The following is a 20,295-nucleotide window of genomic DNA, read 5'->3' on the forward strand; positions in this document are numbered from 1 at the left end:
ACCCGGCTGGACGCACATGCCGTGTCCGGCCACTCAATCCGCCCAACGGTCGCCCGCGTACGGTAAACGCAGTCACAGACACCGCTGCGAGGAGGAGACCAGTGACCAAGATCGTGATCATGGGCGGAGGCCCCGCCGGTTACGAAGCGGCACTGGTCGCGGCACAGCACGGAGCCGACGTCACGATCGTCGAACGTGACGGCCTGGGCGGCGCGTGCGTGCTCTACGACTGCGTCCCGTCCAAGACGTTCATCGCCTCCTCCGGCGCGCTGGCGAACATGCACGACCTCCGCGAGCTCGGCATCAACACCGACATGGCCGACACCAGCGTCGACCTGCCGACCGTCCACGGCCGGGTGAAGGGCCTCGCGCTCGCGCAGTCCGCCGACATCCGCGCCCGGGTCCAGCGCGAGGGCGTCCGCGTGGTCATCGGCCAGGCCCGTTTCGACGACGAAGAGACCGGCCTCGCCACGCACAAGGTCGCCGTCACCGCCCCCGACGGCTCGACCGAGGTGCTCGACGCCGACGTCGTCCTCATCTCGACCGGCGCCACCCCGCGGGTGCTGCCCGGCGCCGTGCCGGACGGCGAGCGCATCCTCGACTGGCGCCAGCTCTACGACCTGCGCGAGCTGCCCGAACACCTGGCCGTCATCGGTTCGGGTGTCACCGGCGCCGAGTTCGCCTCGGCCTACACCGAGATGGGCGTCAAGGTCACCGTCGTGTCCAGCCGCGACCGCGTGCTCCCGCACGAGGACGCCGACGCCGCCGCCGTGCTCGAAGAGGTCTTCTCGCAGCGCGGCACCACGGTCGTCAAGCAGGCCCGCGCCGACAAGGTCGAGCGCACCGAAAAGGGCGTCGAGATCCACCTCTCCGACGGCCGCGTGATCGAAGCCAGCCACGCGCTGATGACCGTCGGCTCGGTGCCCAACACCACCGACATCGGCCTGGAGAAGGTCGGCATCGAGCCCGGCCCCGGCGGCTTCATCGGCGTCGACCGCGTTTCCCGCACCAGCGCGCCCGGCATCTACGCCGCGGGCGACTGCACCGGGGTGCTCATGCTCGCTTCCGTGGCCAGCATGCAGGGCCGCATCGCGATGTGGCACGCGCTCGGCGAGGGTGTCGCGCCGATCAAGCTCAAGACCGTCGCCGCCAACGTGTTCACCCACCCCGAGATCGCGACCGTCGGCATCAGCCAGCAGGCGATCGACTCGGGTGAGGTGCCCGCCCGCACCATCATGCTCCCGCTCGCGACGAACGCCCGCGCGAAGATGGAAGGCCTGCGACGCGGTTTCGTGAAGCTGTTCTGCCGCCCCGCCACCGGCGTGGTCGTCGGTGGGGTGGTCGTGGCGCCGACGGCGAGCGAGCTCATCCTTCCCATCGCGCTCGCCGTCCAGAACCAGCTCACAGTGGAACATCTGGCACTGACATTTTCGGTGTACCCGTCGCTGTCGGGATCGATCACCGAGGCGGGCCGCCAGTTGATGCGCCACGACGACTTGGACTGATCGCGCCCGGCGAAGCAACCAGCGCGGGGGCGCCCGCGTCTAGCGCGTGTCGGGGTTTCGTTGACAGCTAGGGGTTTCCGTGATTCGCAGGGTTCTCGCCGGAGTGGTGGCGATCGGTGCGACGGTGCTGGCGGGGTCGCCCGCCGGTTTCGCTCAGCAGCCCGAGCCGGATCCCGGGGTCACGGTGCAGCTCAACGACGACACCGCCTACGAACTCGGGCTCGTCAACAAGTACGTCCACGGCGACTCCAACGTGGCGCTGGCGCGATGCCCCGGCGGCGACGGGCTGAAGGCTCCGGCGTCGACGACGTTCTCCTCGCCGGTGCTGAGCATCGGGAAGTACGACTACGGCCCGCTCATCGGGGTCCCGGCGAACGTCAGCGCCGAGGTCGAGCTCAAGGACGGCACGGCGCCCGGCAGCTATCCGCTGACCGTCGACTGCAACGGAAAGTCTTATACGGCAACGTTCACCGTTCCTCCCCGCCAGGTGAGCGCGGTGCCTTCCGGTGCCGCTCACGCGGGCGACGGCAGCATGGCGTCCTGACTTCGTGACCCGGCCGGGGCAACCGTCCGGCCGGGCGCGGCGTTTGTCAGGAGTGGCGTGCCGCGGGAGGTGGACATGACAGCGAAATGGTGGCGACGGGCACCGCTGGTGCTCGCGGTCGTCCTGGTGGCCGTCCTGGCGACACTGGCGATCGTCTTGTCCGGTCCAAGGGAGACAGCCGCACCTCCGGTGAGTGCGGGGCAGGCCTCGGTGGAGCCGAGTGCCGAGCCGGAAACGTCCGCCGGGATGCCGAAGGCCGATCCCGTGTCGATCGACGTGCCGAAGATCGAGGCGAGGTCCAGCCTGATCCCGCTCGGGCTCAACGCGGACAACACCATCGAGGTACCGCCGATCACCCAGCCGTTGCAGGCGGGCTGGTACGTGCACGGGCCGACCCCGGGGGAGGTCGGGCCGTCGGTGATCCTCGGGCACGTGGACGGGAACCAGCAGAAAGGGATCTTCTTCCGGTTGAAGGAAATGGCGCCCGGAGACAAGGTTTCGGTCGCTCGCAAGGACGGAACCACGGCCGAGTTCGCGGTGACGAAGGTCGAGCGGGTGGCGAAGGACAAGTTCCCCACCGACGCCGTCTACGGCGACACCGCCGAGCCGGAACTGCGGCTCATCACCTGCGGCGGGGTCTTCGACAAGGCGTCGCGCAACTATCTCGACAACATCATCGTTTTCGCCCGGTTGCTCGCGCGCTGAAGGCAACCGATTCCCCTTCCCGATGGTGTTCTCGATGCGAGGGCTCGCATCGAGGGAGAAAGATCATGGGAATGAAGGGAATCGTCGCGAGCGCCGGTCTGCTCGCGATGACGGCGGGAGTGCTCCTCGCTCCTCCGGCGTCGGCCACCGCGCCGCCGCCGGAACTGTCGGTCCGCCCGGCGAAGGTCCTGCCGGGGGAGGAGCTGCGATTCAGCGCCACTTGCTTCGGCACGTTCACCGCCGTGACGTCGGCGGGCCTGACCGGTCCGGTCACGCTCGGCGGACGCCCGGGCTCGGGAAACCATGCCGGGTACGGGAAAGCCGCGGCGAAGAGCGGCAAGTTCAAGGCGAGTTTCCGTTGTGAGGGCTGGCCGGGCCGGCCCGGCGCCAGTGGGACGGCGACCGCCGAGTTCGAGATCGCCTGCCCGCCACCGAAGACGACCACGCCCACCACGCCGCCGTCGAGCAGCAAGCCTCCGTCCAGCAGCCAACCGCCGTCCAGCAGCGTGCCGTCGTCGAGTTCGGCACGGGTCGCCCCGGCCGCGTTGACGAAGCCGTGCGGCACGCCGGGCAAGCCGCCCCAGGTGAAGGTCACGCCCGCCGGTGCTCCGCAAACCGGCGGCGGCGTTTAGTCCCCTGAATGCGCCAAGCGCGTGAAGGCCCCCTTCCCTCGGCTCAGCCGAGGGAAGGGGGCCTTCACGCGCGAAACGCAGGTCAGTCTTCGTCGACCCAGTCGAAGGTCTTCGTGACCGCCTTCTTCCAGTTCCGGTACTCGGACTCGCGGCGGGCCTCGTCCATCGACGGGTCCCACTGCTTGTCCTGCGCCCAGTTGTTGCGGATGTCGTCCTCGCTCTCCCAGAACCCGACCGCGAGACCTGCCGCGTAGGCGGCGCCGAGCGCGGTGGTCTCGTTGACCACCGGCCGGATCACGGGCACGCCGAGGATGTCGGCCTGGAACTGCATGAGCAGCTCGTTGACGACCATCCCGCCGTCGACCTTCAGCGACTTCAGCGGCACACCGGAGTCGGCGTTCATCGCGTCGATCACCTCGCGCGACTGGAAGGCCGTCGCCTCCAGGACCGCCCGCGAGATGTGCCCCTTGTTGACGAACCGGGTGAGGCCGACGATCGCGCCGCGGGCGTCGGAACGCCAGTACGGCGCGAAAAGACCCGAGAACGCCGGCACGAAGTATGCGCCGCCATTGTCCTCGACGGTGCGGGCGTGCTGCTCGACCTCGGCCGCCGAACCGATCAGGCCGAGGTTGTCCCGCAGCCACTGCACGAGCGAACCGGTGACCGCGATCGAGCCTTCGAGCGCGTACACCGTGTCGTTCGAGCCGATCTTGTAGCAGACCGTGGTGAGCAGCCCGTTGTCCGACATGACCTTCTCGGTGCCGGTGTTGAGCAGCATGAAGTTGCCGGTGCCGTAGGTGTTCTTGGCTTCACCCGGCGAAAGGCACGCCTGCCCGAAGGTCGCCGCCTGCTGGTCGCCCAGGATGCCCGAGATCGGGACCCCGGCCAGCGCGCCCTTCTCCCGGACCTTGCCGTAGGTCTCCGAAGACGACCGGATCTCCGGGAGCATCGACAGCGGGATCGTCATCTCCTCGGCGATCTCGCTGTCCCAGGTCAGCGTGTCGAGGTCCATCAGCATGGTCCGCGACGCGTTGGTCGGGTCGGTGACGTGCACGCCGCCGTCGACCCCGCCGGTCATGTTCCACAGCACCCAGGTGTCCATGTTGCCGAAGACCAGGTCACCGGCTTCGGCCTTCGCGCGGGCACCGTCGACGTTGTCGAGGATCCACTTGATCTTCGGGCCGGAGAAGTAGGTCGCCAGCGGCAGGCCGACCTTCGCGCGGTAGCGCTCCTGCCCGCCGCCGAGCGCGCCGAGGTCGGCGACGATCTTGTCGGTGCGGGTGTCCTGCCAGACGATCGCGTTGTACACCGGCTTGCCGGTGGTGCGGTCCCAGACCAGCGTGGTCTCGCGCTGGTTGGTGATGCCGACCGCGACGATGTCGCTCGCGACCAGGTCGCCCTTGGCCAGCGCGCCCGCGGCGACGGCCCGCGTGTTCTCCCAGATCTCCTCGGCGTTGTGCTCGACCCAGCCGGCCTTCGGGAAGATCTGCTCGTGTTCCCGCTGGTCGACGGCGACCACCCGGCCGGAGTGGTCGAAGATCATGCAGCGGGTCGACGTGGTGCCCTGGTCGATCGCGGCTACGTACGAAGTCATCGAAGCTCCAGTCTCAGGTCAGGTTGTGGACGGCGAGGAACAGCAGGGCGGCCAGGGCACCGCCGACCAGCGGGCCGGCGACCGGGACCCAGGAGTAGCCCCAGTTCGGGTTGGCCTTGTTCTTGATGGGCAGCAGGAACGCGTACGCGATGCGCGGGCCGAGGTCGCGGGCCGGGTTGATGGCGTAACCGGTCGGGCCACCGAGGGACTGGCCGATGACCAGCACGACGAACGCTACACCCGCGTAACCGAGCGCGGAGTTGCCGAAGGTCGGGGTGCCGCCCTCACCCGTGGCGTTGGCGTAGACCGGGCTGAGCAGGATCCACGCGACCAGCACGAAGGTGCCGATGATCTCGGTGACGAGGTTCCACGCCTTGTTCGGGATCTGGGGCGCGGTCGAGAAGATGCCGAGTGTTTCGTCGCGCTGCGGGTGGTCGTCGAACTGCAGTTTGTAGGCGGCCCAGCAGAGCACGGCGCCGAGGATCGCGCCGACCATCTGACCGGCGAAGTAGATCGGGACGTCCGCCCACTTCGTCTTGTCCGCGATGGCGAGGCCCAGTGTCACCGCGGGGTTCAGGTGCGCGCCGCTCGGCGCGGCGATGCTGGCACCGGCGAAGACGGCGAACGCCCACCCGAGGGTGATCATCACGACGCCGCCGTTGTGGCCGTTGTTCTTGCGCAACACGTGGTTGGCGACCACGCCGTTACCCAACAGGATCAGGACCGCCGTTCCCAGCAGCTCCCAGACGAATATGGCTCCTGCACTCACCGCTTGACCTCCACTTTGGACATTCCGCGCAGGGTCGAACACGGTGTGCTACGGCGCCCTTGCCGACCCACGTCCGTGGCACGTTACCGTCGCGTATTTGTTCCTTCCAGGCATCGCGCGAACCAATCCTTCCAAGATCGACGAGGGTTACGCCACACGTGTCACCCGCATAACGGACCGGTCGCGGCCGATCGTGCGATGCTGGAGCCACAGCGGCACAAGGAGGAATGTCACGTGGCAAGCTCTCAGCGCGAAGCCGAAAACAGCCCCGCCCGGCTGGGACCGCTCAAGCGGGAAGAGTCTTGGCAGCGGCTGGGTGAGGACAAGTTCGACCTCGTCGTCATCGGCGGCGGAGTGGTCGGGGCGGGCACGGCGCTCGACGCCGCGACACGCGGCCTGCGGGTCGCCCTCGTCGAAGCGCGCGACCTCGCCTCTGGCACGTCGAGCCGGTCCAGCAAGCTCTTCCACGGCGGGCTCCGTTACCTCGAACAGCTGGAATTCGGTCTGGTGCGGGAGGCTCTGCGGGAACGCGAGCTCATGCTGACGACGATCGCCCCGCATCTGGTGAAGCCGGTCAGCTTCCTGTACCCGCTGACCCACCGGGTCTGGGAGCGCCCGTACACCGCGGCCGGCCTGCTGATGTACGACACGATGGGCGGGGCGCGGTCGGTGCCCGGCCAGAAACACCTGAGCCGCGCGGGCGCGCTGCGGATGGTCCCGGCGCTGAAGCGGTCCGCGTTGATCGGCGGGATCCGTTACTACGACGCGCAAGCCGACGACGCGCGCCACACGATGACCGTCGCCCGCACCGCCGCGCACTACGGCGCCGTGGTGCGCACCTCCACCCAGGTGGTCGGTTTCCTCCGCGAGGCGGACCGGATTTCCGGGGTCCGCGTGCGCGACGTCGAGGACGGCCGCGAGACCGAGATCCACGCCTCCGCGGTGGTCAACTGCACCGGCGTGTGGACCGACGAGCTGCAGCGCCTTTCCGGCGGCCGCGGCCGATTCCGCGTGCGGGCGAGCAAGGGCGTGCACATCGTCGTCCCGCGCGACCGGATCGTCTCGGAATCGGGCATGATCCTGCGCACCGAGAAGTCCGTGCTGTTCGTCATCCCGTGGCGCAACCACTGGATCGTCGGGACCACCGACACCGACTGGAACCTCGACCTCGCGCATCCCGCCGCGACGAAGCACGACATCGACTACCTCCTCGAACACGTCAACACCGTGCTCGCGACGCCGCTGACGCACGACGACATCGAGGGCGTCTACGCGGGACTCCGGCCGTTGCTCGCGGGGGAAAGCGAAGAGACGTCGAAGCTTTCGCGTGAGCACGCGGTCGCGCGCGTCGCGCCGGGGCTGGTCGCGATCGCGGGCGGCAAGTACACGACGTACCGGGTGATGGCGGCCGACGCCGTCGACGCCGCGGCCATCGACCTCCCCGGCAGGCCGCAGTCGTCCATCACGGACAAGGTGCCGCTGCTGGGCGCCGACGGGTACCACGCGCTGGTCAATCAGGCCGACCACCTGGCCAGCGAACACGGGCTGCACCCGTACCGCGTGCGCCACCTGCTCGACCGGTACGGCTCGATGGTGCACGAGGTCCTCGCGCTCGGCGAAGGACGTCCGGAACTGCTGAAGCCGCTGGAGCACGCTCCGGACTACCTCGGTGTCGAGGTCGTCTACGCGGCCAGCCACGAGGGCGCACTCCACCTGGAAGACGTGCTCGCGCGGCGGACGCGGATCTCGATCGAGTACGCGCACCGGGGCGTCGACTGCGCCGCGCAGGTCGCCGCGCTGGCGGGCGAGGTGCTCGGCTGGTCGAAGGACGAGGAGAACCGCGAAGTCGAGGTGTACAAGGCGCGGGTCGACGCGGAACGGGAGTCCCAGTCGCAGCCGAGTGACGAGGCCGCCGACGCGTTGCGCTCGGCCGCGCCGGAAGCGCGTTCGGGGATCATCGAGCCGGTGAGTTGATCGTCCATGCCGCGTGGTGTGCCACGCGCGCAAGGATCATTGCCTGATCCGGTGAATCTGGCATAGCGTCGGCCGTCCCAGCCCGCGCGGCCGAAGGTCCCGCTATCGCGGTGGCAGGGCCTTGGCCGCGAACGGGAGAAGTTCGATCAGCGCCCTGCCGACGTCGATCGCGGCCGCGGGCTCCTTGATCAGGCACAGATACGGAAGGCGGCCCTGTGGTGTTTCTCGACTCGGCGACGTGGACGGACCGGATCTTCGCCGGAGGTTCCTGGGTGCCCGGGACCGGTGGCATCCGCGACGTCACGGAGCCCGCGACCGGAGCGGTGCTGGGAAGCGTGGGGATCGCCTCGGCCGAAGACGCCGCGAAAGCGGCGGAGACGGCGGCCGAGGCGCAGCGGGCCTGGGCGGCGACCTCGCACGTCCAGCGGGCCGCGGTCCTGCGCAAAGCCGCGCGGCTGTGGTCCGAGCACGCCGACGAGATCAGCTGGTGGAACGTCCGCGAGGTCGGCGCCGTGCCGGGTGTCGCGGGCTTCTCGCTGCACGTCGCGGAGCAGGAATGCTACGAAGCGGCGGCTCTGCCCGGACGCCCGTACGGCGAGCTCCTGCCGAGTGAGGAGCCGCGTCTTTCGATGGCGCGCCGCGTCCCGGCCGGTGTCGTCACGGTGATCTCGCCGTTCAACATGCCGATCATCCTCGGCATCCGTTCGGTCGCCCCGGCGCTCGCACTGGGGAACGCGGTCATCCTGAAGCCGGACCCGCGCACCGCCGTCACCGGCGGCGTGGTCCTCGCGCGGATCTTCGAGGAAGCCGGCCTGCCGCCGGGGGTGCTGCAGATGCTGCCGGGCGGCGCCGACGTCGGCGAGACGCTGGTGACGCATCCGGCGGTCCGGGTCATCTCGTTCACCGGGTCGACCGGCGCCGGGCGCAAGGTCGGCGAACTCGCCGGGAAGCACCTGAAGCGGGCACATCTCGAACTGGGCGGGAACTCCGCGCTCATCGTGCTCGACGACGCGGACGTCGACGAAGCCGCCGGAGTCGCCGCGTTCGGCTCCTTCTTCCACCAGGGCCAGATCTGCATGACCACCGGGCGGCATCTGGTGCACGAGCGGCTCTACGACGACTTCGTCGAGCGGCTGGCGGCGAAGGCGGCCGCGTTGCGGGTGGGCGACCCGGCGCGGGAGGAGGTCGCGCTCGGGCCGATCATCGACGCCGGGCAGCGGGACAAGATCCACGAGCTGGTCACCGCCAGCGTCTCGGCGGGGGCGCGGGTCGCCGCCGGCGCCGAGTACGACCGCCTGTTCTACGCCGCGACGGTGCTCGCCGACGTGCCACCGACGGCGCCCGCGGTGGCCGAGGAGATCTTCGGCCCGGTCGCGCCGGTCGTGCGGTTCTCCGACGCGGAGGAGGCCGTCCGCCTCGCGACGGCGAGCGAGTACGGGCTCTCGCTGGGGATCGTCACGCGCGATGTCCTCAAAGGACTGGAACTCGCCGACCGCGTCCCGACCGGGATCGTGCACATCAACGACCAGACGGTCAGCGACGAGGCGAACAGCCCCTTCGGCGGCGTCGCCGCTTCGGGCACCGGAAGCCGCTTCGGCGGCGCGGCGGCGAACATCGAGGCGTTCACCGAGACCCGCTGGGTGACCGTCCGGAACCCGCCGCCCACCTACCCCTTCTGACGGGCGGATCGCGTTTAGCCCGCTAAACGCAGGTCAGGCGGTGCGGCGCCAGCGGATGAGGCGTTCCCCGGTCGGGGCCGGGTCGAGTTCGGGCCCGACCAGGGTGAACCCGCATTTGCGGGCGACCGAGGCGGACACCTCGTTGGTCTCCTCGTAGCGGTAGCTGACCTCACGCAGGCCGAGCCCGCCGAAACCGAAACGCAGGGCCGCGTTGAGCGCGGTGCTCGCGATCCCCTTGCCCCGCGACGCCGCGCGCACCCAGACCGACGCCTCCGCGTACCCGGCGTCCAGATCGAGGTCCCGCAGACCGACCTCGCCCAGCAGATCCCCGGTCGTCGGCTCGGCCACCGCCCAGGAACAGCGCTCGTCACCCGCCCACTGGGCGGCGCGCAGCGCGACGTACTCGGTCGCCTCGTCGAGGTCCCGCAGGCGATAGTTCAGGACGTACTTGCGGTGCGTCGGATCGGCGAAGGCCGCGACCAGCGCCGGACGGTCGTCGAGGGCCTTGTCCGCCCGAAGTTGCCGCAGGTAGTACTCACCCGCGTTGATCTCCACCGGTTCCACCCTTCGAGGGTAACCACCCCGGCCGGAGATCAAGGTTCGTAGGGCCACGGGCCGCTGAGCGGGGTCACGCGGGTCGCCATCGGTCCGCTCGGGCCCTGCTCGATCGCGAACGACACGCGCTGACCGGCGTTGAGATCCTTGAAGCCCCGCATCTGGATCTCGGAGTAGTGAACGGGGATCTCCTCCGGGCCGGCGGGCGGTGCCGTCGAGTTCCGGCGGCCGCGCCACCAGCGCCGACGTGGGACCGGGGGAGTGGCCCAGCCGTCCGGTCTGACGGCACCCACGCCTTTCTCCGAGTCGAACCAGAGGACGATCCCCTCGGCCATGACGATTCCTCCGAAGCTCGGCGGTGAGGCTTCCGGATCAGCGGCGGCGGCTCATGATCAGCGCGACCGCCAGCGGCAGCAGGAAGACGAGGAACGTCCCGCGGGTGAAGAAGAACAGCGCGATCGCGACCGCGGCGGCGATCGGCACCGCGCTGGCCGTCAGCCATTTGGACGGCTGGACCTCGTTCCTCGCGGACGCCTGCGCGACGCCGGGCATCGGAGGCAGGGGGAGCAGCGCGCTCGGGCGGGGCGAGGGCAGGTCCGTGAACAGCGGTTCGAGCTCGCTGACCATCCTGGCCGCGCTGACCTTCGCCGACCGCGAGCCGAACTCGTCGAGGTCGAGTCTGCCGGTGCGGACGTGCTCTTCCAGCGCTTCGAGCGCGTCTTGGCGTTCGGCGTCGCTCAGCCGCATGTCCGGTCTCTCGGCACTCACGTCCCGAGTCTACGGCCGGATCAGCCGTCGAGTTCCCGTCGGCGCTGCTTCCCGAGCTTCTTGTGGGAGTTCTCCCAGCCCTTGCCCCAGATGCCCTCGCCGACAGCGCTGATCCCGATCGGGACGAGGATGAACCACCAGGTGATGCCGGTGGTGATGATGACCGCGATGGTGGCGATGAACAGGATCGGCAGGAGCGCGCCCATGACGCGCTGTAGCGGGGAGATCCCCGCCCAGGGTGATGCCGGTTTCTCCGGTTCAGCGACGGCGGTCCCGGGCGTGTCGTAGCGCGGATGCGGTTCGGGCAGGTCGGCGAAGATCTCGGACAGCTCGCCGCGCGTCTTGGCGGTGGTGACCCGGGCGGACCGCTCGCCGAACTCGTCGATGTCGATCCTGCCGACGCTCATGTGCTCGCCGAGCGCGGTCAGCGCGGACTCGCGATCCTGATCACTGATCCGCAGCCGCGGAGACGGAACCTCGCTCACCCTTTCGAGAATAGGCCGGGTGAGGCCCGGTCAACCACGATATTCGTCAGGCTTTTCGCCTCGGCGCGAACGTGCTGTCGCGGTCGCGCTATGCCCTCGACCCTGGTCACGCGTCCGGCAATCGGACGGGAACGAGAAACCAAGGTCGCGTTGGCGGCCGGGATCGCGGTCGCCGCGCCGTCAAGATCTGGGGCACGGTGCGATCCGCACGTTCGACTCGAACGGACCGAAGCCCGGCACCGAATGGCGGCGGCTGAGGCGTCCACTGCTGACCCGGCGCTCCCGGTGAGTCCACAGTGGACTCACCGGGAACGTGGTCAGTCCTTCAGCTCGAACAGCTGGGTGCCCTGCGTCACCGCGGCGCCGACCTCGACCGAAAGGCCGGTCACGGTGCCCGCCTTGTGCGCGGTGACCGGGTTCTCCATCTTCATCGCTTCGAGCACGACGACCAGTTCGCCCGCTTCGACCTGCTGGCCCTCTTCGACGGCGACCTTGACGATGGTGCCCTGCATCGGCGCGGTGACCGCGTCGCCGCTCACCGCCGCCTTGGTGCCGCCCGCGCGCTTGCGCGGCTTGGCCTTGACGGCCGTCCCGCCGGCACCGCCGGCGTCGAGCGAGAAACCACCGGGGAGCGACACTTCGAGACGGCGGCCGCCGACCTCGACGACGACGTTCTGCCGGGGCGGTTCTTCGGTCTCGGCGGCTTCCGGTGCCACGAACGGCTCGATGGTGTTCTCGAACTCGGTCTCGATCCAGCGGGTGTGCACGCTGAACCCGTTCTCGTCGCCGACGAAGGCCGGGTCTTCCACGATCACGCGGTGGAACGGCAGGACCGTCGCCATCCCGTCGGCGACCATCTCGGCCAGCGCGCGGCGGCTGCGCTCGAGCGCGTTCTGCCGGTCCGAGCCGGTGACGATCAGCTTCGCGAGCATCGAGTCGAACTGGCCGCCGATCACGCTGCCGGACTCGACACCCGAGTCGACGCGGACGCCGGGGCCGCTCGGCGCGACGAACTTCGTCACGGTGCCGGGCGCGGGCAGGAAGCCGCGGCCGGCGTCCTCGCCGTTGATGCGGAACTCGATCGAGTGGCCGCGGGGCTCCGGGTCCTCGGTGATGCGCAGCTTCTCGCCGCGCGCGATGCGGAACATCTCGCGCACGAGGTCGAGGCCCGTGGTCTCCTCGGACACCGGGTGCTCGACCTGGAGCCGCGTGTTGACCTCGAGGAACGAGATCGTGCCGTCGACGGCGACGAGGTACTCGACGGTCCCGGCGCCGTAGTAGCCGGCTTCCTTGCAGATCGCCTTCGCGGATTCGTGGATGCGCTTGCGCTGCTCGTCGGTCAGGTAGGGGGCGGGCGCCTCCTCGACCAGCTTCTGGTGGCGGCGCTGCAGCGAACAGTCACGGGTGCCGACGACGATGGCGTTGCCGTGCTGGTCGGCGAGGACCTGCGCCTCGACGTGACGCGGCTTGTCCAGGTAGCGCTCGACGAAGCATTCGCCGCGGCCGAAGGCGGAGACCGCCTCGCGCGTCGCGGATTCGAAGAGCTCCGGGATCTCTTCTCGGGTGCGGGCGACCTTCAGCCCGCGGCCGCCACCGCCGAACGCCGCCTTGATCGCGACCGGCAGGCCGTGCTCGTCGGCGAAGGCGACGATCTCGTCGGCGTTCGCGACGGGGTCCTTCGTACCGGGCACGAGCGGGGCACCGGCGCGGAGCGCGATGTGGCGCGCGGTGACCTTGTCGCCGAGGTCGCGGATGGACTGCGGGCTCGGCCCGATCCAGGTCAGCCCGGCGTCGATCACGGCCTGGGCGAAGTCCGCGTTCTCGGAAAGGAACCCGTAGCCGGGGTGGACCGAGTCCGCGCCCGACCGCTTGGCGGCGTCGAGCAGCTTGTCGAAGACGAGGTAGCTCTCGGCCGCGGTGGTGCCGCCGAGGGCGAAGGCCTCGTCCGCGAGACGGACATGGGGTGCGTCACGGTCCGGGTCGGCGTAGACGGCCACGCTGGTCAGCCCGGCGTCCTTCGCCGCCCTGATCACCCGTACCGCGATCTCCCCGCGGTTCGCGATCAGGATCTTGGTCACCGGACCACCTGTGCCGGCCTGCTCGGTCACGCCGTACCTCCTGCGTTCGCACGTCGGGCCGCCCCGATGCGGCTCCGCAGCAGTTTACGGAAGTTCGCGCTCCGATTAATGAGAGCAAGGCCACCCAGTGACCTTTGTTTATACCAGCGCGGAGCGGTGCCGCAGTTCTTCCGGAAGGTCGGAATCGAGCACGATCAGGTCGTACGGCTGGGCCTGGTGGACCCGGCCGAGGTGCTCGGATTTGACCAGCGCCCACGGCTGATGCGGACCGCAGCACTCGACCAGCCGCTGCACGGAACTGAAGGCGATCAGCGCCATCCGGCCGTCCTTGGTCGCGCGGAGTTCGATCTCCGCGCTCGTGAAGTCCTTCGGCTTCTTCGCCGTCGGGAGGAACAGTGCGCTGGGCAGTGCGGGGTTCGTCACAGGAACAACATAGACGTGCACTCTGCGCTAGATCACTTACGCTCTCGGATATGCGGACTCAGGAAGCGGGGGCGCCGCGATCCGTGCTGCTCACCGCGCTGCTGGCGGTGGTGGTGACGGCGGGCGTGATCGTGGCCGTCGTCCTGCTCCGGCCCGCCGCGCCGACCCCCGCCGGCGACCCCGGCGTGCCTCCGGTGTCCGACGGTGTCCCGAGCGCGCCCGGCGTCAACTGCGGCGCGGCGGCCTGCCGGGAGATCGGCGCGATGACCGTCGGCGGGCTGCCCGTCGTGCTTCTGGCCGACGACGCGGGCAAACAGGGGGTGCTCCGGATCGGGGCGGACTCCGTGTACCCGCTGATGCTCAACGACCGGGGGGTCACCCTGAAGGGCGATTCTCTGCGCTGCGTCGACGGCGCGACGCCGGTGTGCCTGGTGCGCGGCGACGTGGGCGGTGGCTCGGCGGGCGAGTTGTTCGTCGCGCGCGGCGGGATCTGGCGGGACACCGGGAAGCCCTATTTCTCCGACGCCGGGACGGTCGCCCTGAACGACGTGACCGCCGACGGGATCGCGGACGTCATCGTCGTGCGGCACGAATGCCCGGGCGCGCAGTCCGGCTCGGCGCGGTGCCAGGCGGCGCCCGTGCTCGCGGAGGTCTACGACGTCGCGCGCGGCTCGGTGGGCTGCACGCGCCGGTACACCGCGCCGTCGGAGCTTCGGGGATGGCCGGATGTGCGGCTGACGAAGGCGGATCTGCGGGCCTGCCCCTGAGGGGGAGCAAGGGACCTTTGCTACCACTTCTGGCGGGAGAAACCCACACAGTCACCGCCCCGCCTGCGAAAGAGCCCAAGCGCGTGAAGGCCCCCTTCCCTCGGCTCAGCCGAGGGAAGGGGGCCTTCACGCGCTCAAAGAGGCGTCACGCACCCGCGGTGGCAGGCTCCTTCGCGGAAGTAGCCGCTTCGCCGTCAGCAGTAGGCGCAGGGTCCGTCGGCGAGTTGAGCACGTCGTCGTCCAGCAGGCCTTCGCCCCGGGCGACGACCACCGGCACGACGATCTGGCCGGCGACGTTGGTCGCGGTCCGCATCATGTCCATGATCGGGTTCACCGAGTAGATCAGCGCGATCCCGAGCGCCACCTGCTGCGCGTCGAGCCCGATGAACGCGGTGGTCAGGGTCAGCGCGGTCAGCCAGCCGGTGGTGCCCGCGGTGGCCAGCGCGCCGAGCACGGCGACCACGACGATCCCGACGTACTGCCAGATGTTCAGCGAGACACCGGAAAGGTTCGCGATGAAGATGGCGCCGATCGCGGGGAACACCGCGGCGCAGCCGTCCATCTTCGTGGCGCTGCCCAGCGGAGTCGCGAAGGCGGCGTACGCGGGCTGGACGCCCAGGTTCACGGCGGACTGCCGGGTGAGGGGCAGCGTCGCGGCCGAAGACTGCGAAGCGAACGCGAACTGGATCGCCGTGCCCGCCTTCGAGAAGAACTTCAGCGGGCTGACCTTCGCCACGAACTGCAGCAGGATCGGGTAGACCACGAACAGGACCAGCAAGCAGCCGACGTACACCGCGAGCGTGGTGGTGAACAGCGGCCGGAACAGGGCGTCACCGTAGTTCGAGACCGCGGCGCCGATCAGGCCGATGATGCCGATCGGGGCGAGCCGGACGATCCAGCCGAGGTAGCGCTGGATGATCTCGAAGACGCTGGTGGTGAAGTCGACGAACGGCTTGGCCTTGTCGCCGAGGCTGTAGGCGGCCGCGCCGATGAGCACGGCGAGGAACAGCACCTGCAGCGTCTCGCCCTCGGTGAAGGCGGTGAAGAAGTTCTTGGGCAGCAGGCCTTCGACGAAAGCGCTCCAGGAACCCCAGTTCTCGGTGCTCTTGGCGGCCTTGTCCGCGTTCTTCGCCGTCGCGGCCACGCCCTCGCCGAGACCGCCGCTGCCCGGGTTGAACAGCTTGGCGACGGCGATGCCGATCAGCGACGCGATGAACGACGTGATCGCGAACCACAGGACGGTCTTGCCGCCCAGCCGCGCGGCCTTCCTGCCGCCGCCGAGATTGCGCAGGCTGTTGATGCCGACCACGATCGCCGTGAAGACCAGCGGGATCACCGCGATCTGCAGCAGCGTCGTGAAGATGGTGCCGATCTGGTCGAGCAGGTCGGTCAGCCAGCTCGCCTCGGTCGTCCTGGCGAGCACGCCGAGCAGGGCGCCCACGACGAGCGAGCCGAGGACCGCCGCCGCGAAGACCTTTGGCCTTGTATAGGTCCGAATGAAAGACACGGGGCGACTCCGGTGCGTGAAGGTTTCCTGATTTCCCGAACGTGAAGAACGTTCGGCGAGGCAGGACTCTTCCGGATCACCCGTTCGTGTGGGAGTCGTCTCAGGATGCGGGACGCGTCCACAGATCGATGACGCTCACGCCGACCTCGGCCAGCAAACGCCGGGTCAGCGGCAGGCTGATTCCGATGACGCTCGAGAAGTCGCCGTCGATTCCCTCGATGAACCAGCCGCCGAGCCCGTCGAGGGTGAATCCGCCTGCGACCTGAAGCGGCTCCCCGGACGCGATGTACGCCTCGATCTCTTCTTGAGAAGGTGTGCCGAAGCGAACAGTGGTGCCTTCGGTTCCGGACGTTTCTTTCGTTTTCACGCCGTTTTCGACGCGGATGATCGCGTGGCCGGTCAGGAGTTCACCGGTTTTGCCCGCCATCGCCGCCCAGCGTTCGCGCGCGGCCTCCGGCGTGATCGGTTTCCCGACCATTTCACCGTTGATCGACAGCATCGAATCGCAGCCCACGATGACCATGTCGCCGTGGCCGCCGAGCGCCTCGAAAACCGCTTCGGCCTTCGCGGAGGCGAGCGCGCGGACCAGCTCCTCGGGAGCCGGATCGGTCAGGGACGCGGCGACCGCGTCCTCGTCGACGCCGGACACGACGACGCTCGGGTCGAAGCCGGCGGAACGCAGGACGCCGAGGCGGGCGGGGGACTGGGAAGCGAGGACGAAACGCACCTGACGAAAGGTACTCGACGGCCCGCTGTTGCCTAATTGTGACCTGGGACACCCGGACGTGGAGCTAGTTTGTTGTGGCGCGCAACATATGGATTGTTCGAGCTACGGAGGAACCAATGTCGTCCCGCCTCCGCGTCAGAAGATCTCTTCGCACGACGCAAACCACAGTGCTCGCAGGACTGCTCCTCGCCGGTTCGGCCCTGGCCCCGGTGGCATCGGCCGCCCCCGGACCGGTCTACAAGAATCCCCACGCTTCGACGTCCGCGCGGGTGAACGACCTGCTCAAGCGGATGAGTCTCGACGACAAGATCGGCCAGATGACCCAAGCCGAACGCGGCGCGGTCACCCCCGACCAGGCCGCCGCGCTCAAACTGGGGTCCCTGCTCTCCGGCGGTGGCTCGGTGCCCGCCAGCAACACGCCGAACGGGTGGGCCGACATGGTCGACTCGTACCAGAAGGCCGCGATCTCGACGCCGCTCGGAATTCCCACGCTCTACGGCGTCGACGCCGTGCACGGCCACAACAATGTCTACGGCGCCACGATCTTCCCGCACAACATCGGCCTCGGTGCGGCCGGCAATCCGCGCCTGGTCGAGAAGATCGGCCGCGCGACGGCGCTGGAAGTCGCGGGAACCGGTCCGCAGTGGGACTTTTCGCCGTGCCTGTGCGTCGCCCGTGACGATCGCTGGGGCCGGACCTACGAATCCTTCGGCGAATCCCCGCGCGACGCCATCGTCAACGCGTCGGCCATCACCGGTCTCCAGGGGCGCAGGCTCGGCGAGAAACCGGGATCGGTGCTCGCGACGGCGAAGCACTACATCGGCGACGGCGGCACGACGAACGGCGTCGACCAGGGCAACACCGAGGTCAGCGAACGCGAACTGCGCCAGATCCACCTGCCGCCGTTCCGCGAGGCGATCGACCGCGGCGTCGGCTCGGTGATGATCTCGTTTTCCAGCTTCCAAGGTGTGCGCATGCACGCCCACAAGTACCTCATCACCGACGTCCTCAAGCGAGAACTGCGGTTCTCCGGCCTGGTGATTTCGGACTACAACGCGATCAACCAGATCGACGGCAAGGAAGGCTTCACTCCCGAAGAGGTGCGGCTCTCGGTCAACGCGGGTATCGACATGTTCATGGTCCCGTGGGACGCGCCGCAGTTCATCTCCTATCTCAAGGCGGAAGTCGAAGCGGGCCGTGTTCCGCGCGACCGGATCGACGACGCGAACCGCCGCATCCTGGCGGAGAAGTTCAAGCTCGGCCTGTTCGAGCACCCGTACACCGACCGTTCGCTCCAGAAGACGTTCGGCAGCAAGGAACATCGTGAACTGGCCCGGCAGGCCGTCCGCGAATCCCAGGTGCTGCTGAAGAACGACGGTGTGCTGCCACTGGCGAAGAAGAACAACAAGATCTTCGTCGCGGGCAAGAACGCGCACGACATCGGCAACCAGGCGGGTGGCTGGACGCTCACCTGGCAAGGGCAGAGCGGCCCGGTGATCCCGGGCACGACCATCCTCGACGGCATCAAGTCGGGGGCGGGGAAGGGAACCACGGTGACCTATGACCGTGCGGGTAACGGAATCGACGGCAGCTACCAGGTCGCCCTCGCCGTGGTGGGCGAAACGCCGTACGCGGAAGGACAGGGAGACCGGCCGAACGGCTTCGGACTCGACGCGGAAGACCTCGCCACGATCGCCAAACTGAAGGCTTCCGGGGTCCCGGTCGTCGTGGTGACCGTGTCCGGGCGCCCGCTCGACATCGCCGCGCAGCTGCCGCAGTTCGACGGGCTCCTCGCCGCCTGGCTCCCGGGCAGCGAAGGCGCCGGTGTCGCGGATGTCCTTTACGGCGACTACAACCCGACCGGGAAGCTGACGTTCAGCTGGCCGGCCAGTGCGGCGCAGGAACCGGTGAACGTCGGTGACGGCAAGAAGGCGCTGTACCCGTACGGCTACGGCCTGCGGTACCGCCGGTAGGCCTCGTGAGTGGTAAGGACGGTTCTAACCGTCCTTACCACTCACGAGGTCAGGGGTCTCGGCCCGATTTCGCGTTCGACGAAGCGGTGGTACTCGATGGCCGCGATCGACTTCTCGAGCTGTTCGAACGTCGGCGCGGGGAGCGCGCCGTTGAAGACGATCGTCAGGCTCTTCCTCGGGATGTTGATGACGTACGGATCGACGTCGAGTTCCTCGCAGTGGCTCCGCAGGACGGCCGTCCAGTGGTCGAGGTCCTCGTCCTCGCCGAGGTGCTCCCACCGCGCGACGATCCAGTTGCCGTTGATCAGCTGGCCCGCCATCTCCCGCGGATCGTGGACCATGTACGGCTCGGCGACGTCGTTCATCGTCCGAGGTGCTCGAGGAGCGCGGCGAAGGACTCGGCCGGGAGCACCAGGATCGGCCGGATCTCGTCCGGCATCGCCCACTGCTTGGTGTCGCGGATCCCGACCAGGCCGGGTGCGGCGCCGACCTCGACGCAGGCGTTCTCTTCCCAGTGCGTGTAGGTCGACTTGTGCCAGCCGGTCATGTTCTCGTGCCAGGTGGTCATCGGAGGCCCTTTCCCCAGTGACTGTTTCGGCAAGTAGACGGGTTGCGCGGCAGTAAGGTTGGCGAGATCGGGTGATCTGCGCCCGCTGGTCGGTGAACGGCTTCGGTGATCGCGTTCGGCGCACGAAAAGGCGCCTTCACCGACAACTGCTTTACTCACGATGCACTCTCGGAGTGCATAACGCAAAGGGTCTTAGGTCACCGAAGTGAATCGGCCGCGAGCTGTCGGTAGTCGGCGGCGATCCGCGTCAGATGAGAGCAGGCGACATCGCCGTAGGTCGCGTAGTGCTCGACTTCGGTGAAGTTCTCCTCGTAGTCGGCCACTTCGCGTTCGTCCGTGACGAGCGCCGTGGCCGTCTGGGTGCCGAGGAGCACCGCGCGCGAGTCGTAGATGTCGAAACCGTGGAGGACCGGGACCGAAACCGGGGTGGTCCACGGGATCACGCCCAGGCGCACCCGGCCGCGCCGGGACACCTCGACGAGGTGATCGAGCTGGGCCAGCATCGTCGCCGCGCCGCCCATGTTCCACCGCAGGGCGCCTTCGGTGAGCACGAAGTGGAACTCGCGGTTCGAGTCGAGGATCCGCTGGCGCTCCAGCCTGGCCTCCACCGTCTGGTCGCGTTCGCCGTCAGGCAGCGAATCACCGAACAGGGCGGTGATGTAGTCGCGGGTCTGGAGCAGGCCGAACACGATGGTCGGCTGGAAACTCCGGATACGGGCGGACGCCGTCTCGATCTTGCCGATGCGCTGCTGCATCCGCCAGGCACCGCGCTGGAGGACGACGCGGGCGGACGACGCCTCCTCACGGAGGTCCCGCGTGATCGCGACGAGCGCCCGCCGGACCTTCGCGGGCGCGCCGTAGACGCGGCACAGCGCGACGACCTGGTCCTCCGTCGGCATGAACGCGCCGGTTTCGACCCGCGAGACCTTCGACTGACTGAGGCCGGTGAGCCTGGCCGCTTCGGTACCGGTCAACCCGGCGGCTTTGCGCAGACGGCGCAATTCGGTGGAGAGCTGGTCCTGGTTCGTCACGCACGGCTTTC

Annotated in this window: 21 protein-coding genes; 8 read left to right on the forward strand and 13 right to left on the reverse strand. The window is 68.9% G+C overall.

The genetic code is table 11. From position 1 onward, the window contains the following. Positions 1-101: 101 nt before the first annotated feature. The 4 genes from ACZ1DY_RS05160 (at position 102) to ACZ1DY_RS05175 (ending at position 3,386) form a co-directional block, all read left to right on the forward strand. On the forward strand, positions 102-1,505 hold the full coding sequence (locus ACZ1DY_RS05160) for an NAD(P)H-quinone dehydrogenase (protein ID WP_063272373.1): 1,404 nt from the start codon (positions 102-104) through the stop codon (positions 1,503-1,505). Between the two features lie 103 nt (positions 1,506-1,608). Beyond that, on the forward strand, positions 1,609-2,049 hold the full coding sequence (locus ACZ1DY_RS05165) for a hypothetical protein (protein WP_371878907.1): 441 nt from the start codon (positions 1,609-1,611) through the stop codon (positions 2,047-2,049). A gap of 75 nt (positions 2,050-2,124) precedes the next feature. Then, positions 2,125-2,754: a class F sortase gene (locus ACZ1DY_RS05170; RefSeq protein WP_465483737.1), complete on the forward strand. Its 630-nt coding sequence runs from the start codon at positions 2,125-2,127 to the stop codon at positions 2,752-2,754. A gap of 65 nt (positions 2,755-2,819) precedes the next feature. Beyond that, entirely contained in the window at positions 2,820-3,386 is a 567-nt protein-coding gene (locus tag ACZ1DY_RS05175) for a hypothetical protein (RefSeq protein WP_465483738.1), read from the forward strand. 82 nt (positions 3,387-3,468) lie between these two features. On the opposite strand, the gene glpK is transcribed toward ACZ1DY_RS05175, so the two are convergent. Further along, positions 3,469-4,980 (reverse strand): glycerol kinase GlpK, encoded by a 1,512-nt coding sequence (gene glpK, locus ACZ1DY_RS05180; protein ID WP_465483739.1) that lies wholly within the window; start codon positions 4,978-4,980, stop codon positions 3,469-3,471. A gap of 13 nt (positions 4,981-4,993) precedes the next feature. Next, positions 4,994-5,749, reverse strand: a complete 756-nt coding sequence (locus ACZ1DY_RS05185; RefSeq protein WP_185927257.1) for an MIP/aquaporin family protein — start codon at positions 5,747-5,749, stop codon at positions 4,994-4,996. Between the two features lie 234 nt (positions 5,750-5,983). Between ACZ1DY_RS05185 and ACZ1DY_RS05190 the strand changes: the two genes are divergently transcribed. Both ACZ1DY_RS05190 and ACZ1DY_RS05195 read left to right on the forward strand, forming a co-directional pair. Continuing rightward, positions 5,984-7,723, forward strand: a complete 1,740-nt coding sequence (locus ACZ1DY_RS05190) for a glycerol-3-phosphate dehydrogenase/oxidase (protein ID WP_465483740.1) — start codon at positions 5,984-5,986, stop codon at positions 7,721-7,723. Between the two features lie 215 nt (positions 7,724-7,938). Next, positions 7,939-9,402: a benzaldehyde dehydrogenase gene (locus ACZ1DY_RS05195; protein ID WP_257489130.1), complete on the forward strand. Its 1,464-nt coding sequence runs from the start codon at positions 7,939-7,941 to the stop codon at positions 9,400-9,402. Positions 9,403-9,435: 33 nt separating this feature from the next. Here the strand turns inward: ACZ1DY_RS05195 and ACZ1DY_RS05200 are convergent, their stop codons facing one another. From ACZ1DY_RS05200 to ACZ1DY_RS05225, 6 genes are all read right to left on the reverse strand, one after another. After that, positions 9,436-9,966: a GNAT family N-acetyltransferase gene (locus tag ACZ1DY_RS05200; RefSeq protein ID WP_126735215.1), complete on the reverse strand. Its 531-nt coding sequence runs from the start codon at positions 9,964-9,966 to the stop codon at positions 9,436-9,438. A gap of 29 nt (positions 9,967-9,995) precedes the next feature. Then, positions 9,996-10,292, reverse strand: a complete 297-nt coding sequence (locus tag ACZ1DY_RS05205; RefSeq protein ID WP_257489129.1) for a cold-shock protein — start codon at positions 10,290-10,292, stop codon at positions 9,996-9,998. Between the two features lie 37 nt (positions 10,293-10,329). Next, positions 10,330-10,704: a DUF1707 SHOCT-like domain-containing protein gene (locus tag ACZ1DY_RS05210; RefSeq protein ID WP_465485826.1), complete on the reverse strand. Its 375-nt coding sequence runs from the start codon at positions 10,702-10,704 to the stop codon at positions 10,330-10,332. Between the two features lie 41 nt (positions 10,705-10,745). Beyond that, positions 10,746-11,210, reverse strand: a complete 465-nt coding sequence (locus ACZ1DY_RS05215) for a DUF1707 SHOCT-like domain-containing protein (protein ID WP_126735213.1) — start codon at positions 11,208-11,210, stop codon at positions 10,746-10,748. A 317-nt stretch (positions 11,211-11,527) separates the two neighbouring features. Continuing rightward, complete coding sequence (locus tag ACZ1DY_RS05220; protein ID WP_465483741.1) at positions 11,528-13,318, reverse strand: acetyl/propionyl/methylcrotonyl-CoA carboxylase subunit alpha; 1,791 nt, start codon at positions 13,316-13,318, stop codon at positions 11,528-11,530. Between the two features lie 108 nt (positions 13,319-13,426). Continuing rightward, positions 13,427-13,711 carry an SAV_915 family protein gene (locus ACZ1DY_RS05225; protein ID WP_126735211.1) on the reverse strand — a complete coding sequence of 95 codons (285 nt, stop codon included), beginning with the start codon at positions 13,709-13,711 and terminating at the stop codon, positions 13,427-13,429. 83 nt (positions 13,712-13,794) lie between these two features. Between ACZ1DY_RS05225 and ACZ1DY_RS05230 the strand changes: the two genes are divergently transcribed. After that, positions 13,795-14,478: a hypothetical protein gene (locus ACZ1DY_RS05230; RefSeq protein ID WP_465485827.1), complete on the forward strand. Its 684-nt coding sequence runs from the start codon at positions 13,795-13,797 to the stop codon at positions 14,476-14,478. Between the two features lie 145 nt (positions 14,479-14,623). Here the strand turns inward: ACZ1DY_RS05230 and ACZ1DY_RS05235 are convergent, their stop codons facing one another. Continuing rightward, positions 14,624-15,985, reverse strand: a complete 1,362-nt coding sequence (locus ACZ1DY_RS05235) for a dicarboxylate/amino acid:cation symporter (RefSeq protein WP_465483742.1) — start codon at positions 15,983-15,985, stop codon at positions 14,624-14,626. A 100-nt stretch (positions 15,986-16,085) separates the two neighbouring features. Then, positions 16,086-16,712, reverse strand: a complete 627-nt coding sequence (locus tag ACZ1DY_RS05240; RefSeq protein ID WP_465483743.1) for a Maf family protein — start codon at positions 16,710-16,712, stop codon at positions 16,086-16,088. A gap of 167 nt (positions 16,713-16,879) precedes the next feature. Here ACZ1DY_RS05240 and ACZ1DY_RS05245 point away from each other — a divergent pair, with 167 nt between their 5' ends. After that, positions 16,880-18,685: a glycoside hydrolase family 3 protein gene (locus ACZ1DY_RS05245; RefSeq protein WP_465483744.1), complete on the forward strand. Its 1,806-nt coding sequence runs from the start codon at positions 16,880-16,882 to the stop codon at positions 18,683-18,685. Between the two features lie 41 nt (positions 18,686-18,726). Here the strand turns inward: ACZ1DY_RS05245 and ACZ1DY_RS05250 are convergent, their stop codons facing one another. The 3 genes from ACZ1DY_RS05250 to ACZ1DY_RS05260 form a co-directional block, all read right to left on the reverse strand. After that, positions 18,727-19,050 carry a hypothetical protein gene (locus tag ACZ1DY_RS05250; RefSeq protein ID WP_192746675.1) on the reverse strand — a complete coding sequence of 108 codons (324 nt, stop codon included), beginning with the start codon at positions 19,048-19,050 and terminating at the stop codon, positions 18,727-18,729. After that, positions 19,047-19,253 carry a DUF397 domain-containing protein gene (locus tag ACZ1DY_RS05255; protein WP_126735206.1) on the reverse strand — a complete coding sequence of 69 codons (207 nt, stop codon included), beginning with the start codon at positions 19,251-19,253 and terminating at the stop codon, positions 19,047-19,049. The genes ACZ1DY_RS05250 and ACZ1DY_RS05255 overlap by 4 nt, the downstream gene beginning before the upstream one ends. A 197-nt stretch (positions 19,254-19,450) precedes the next feature. After that, on the reverse strand, positions 19,451-20,284 hold the full coding sequence (locus tag ACZ1DY_RS05260; protein ID WP_257489124.1) for a helix-turn-helix domain-containing protein: 834 nt from the start codon (positions 20,282-20,284) through the stop codon (positions 19,451-19,453). Positions 20,285-20,295: the final 11 nt, after the last annotated feature.

This window comes from Amycolatopsis sp. PSD-21, from assembly GCF_055561455.1.

Bases quoted from the DNA above. Each gene is read 5' to 3' on its own strand.
- ACZ1DY_RS05210 (WP_465485826.1), bottom strand. From the start codon at position 10,704: ATGCGGCTGAGCGACGCCGAACGCCAAGACGCGCTCGAAGCGCTGGAA.
- ACZ1DY_RS05205 (WP_257489129.1), bottom strand. From the start codon at position 10,292: ATGGCCGAGGGGATCGTCCTCTGGTTCGACTCGGAGAAAGGCGTGGGT.
- ACZ1DY_RS05255 (WP_126735206.1), bottom strand. From the start codon at position 19,253: ATGACCACCTGGCACGAGAACATGACCGGCTGGCACAAGTCGACCTAC.
- ACZ1DY_RS05175 (WP_465483738.1), top strand. From the start codon at position 2,820: ATGGGAATGAAGGGAATCGTCGCGAGCGCCGGTCTGCTCGCGATGACG.
- ACZ1DY_RS05250 (WP_192746675.1), bottom strand. From the start codon at position 19,050: ATGAACGACGTCGCCGAGCCGTACATGGTCCACGATCCGCGGGAGATG.
- glpK (WP_465483739.1), bottom strand. From the start codon at position 4,980: ATGACTTCGTACGTAGCCGCGATCGACCAGGGCACCACGTCGACCCGC.
- ACZ1DY_RS05170 (WP_465483737.1), top strand. From the start codon at position 2,125: ATGACAGCGAAATGGTGGCGACGGGCACCGCTGGTGCTCGCGGTCGTC.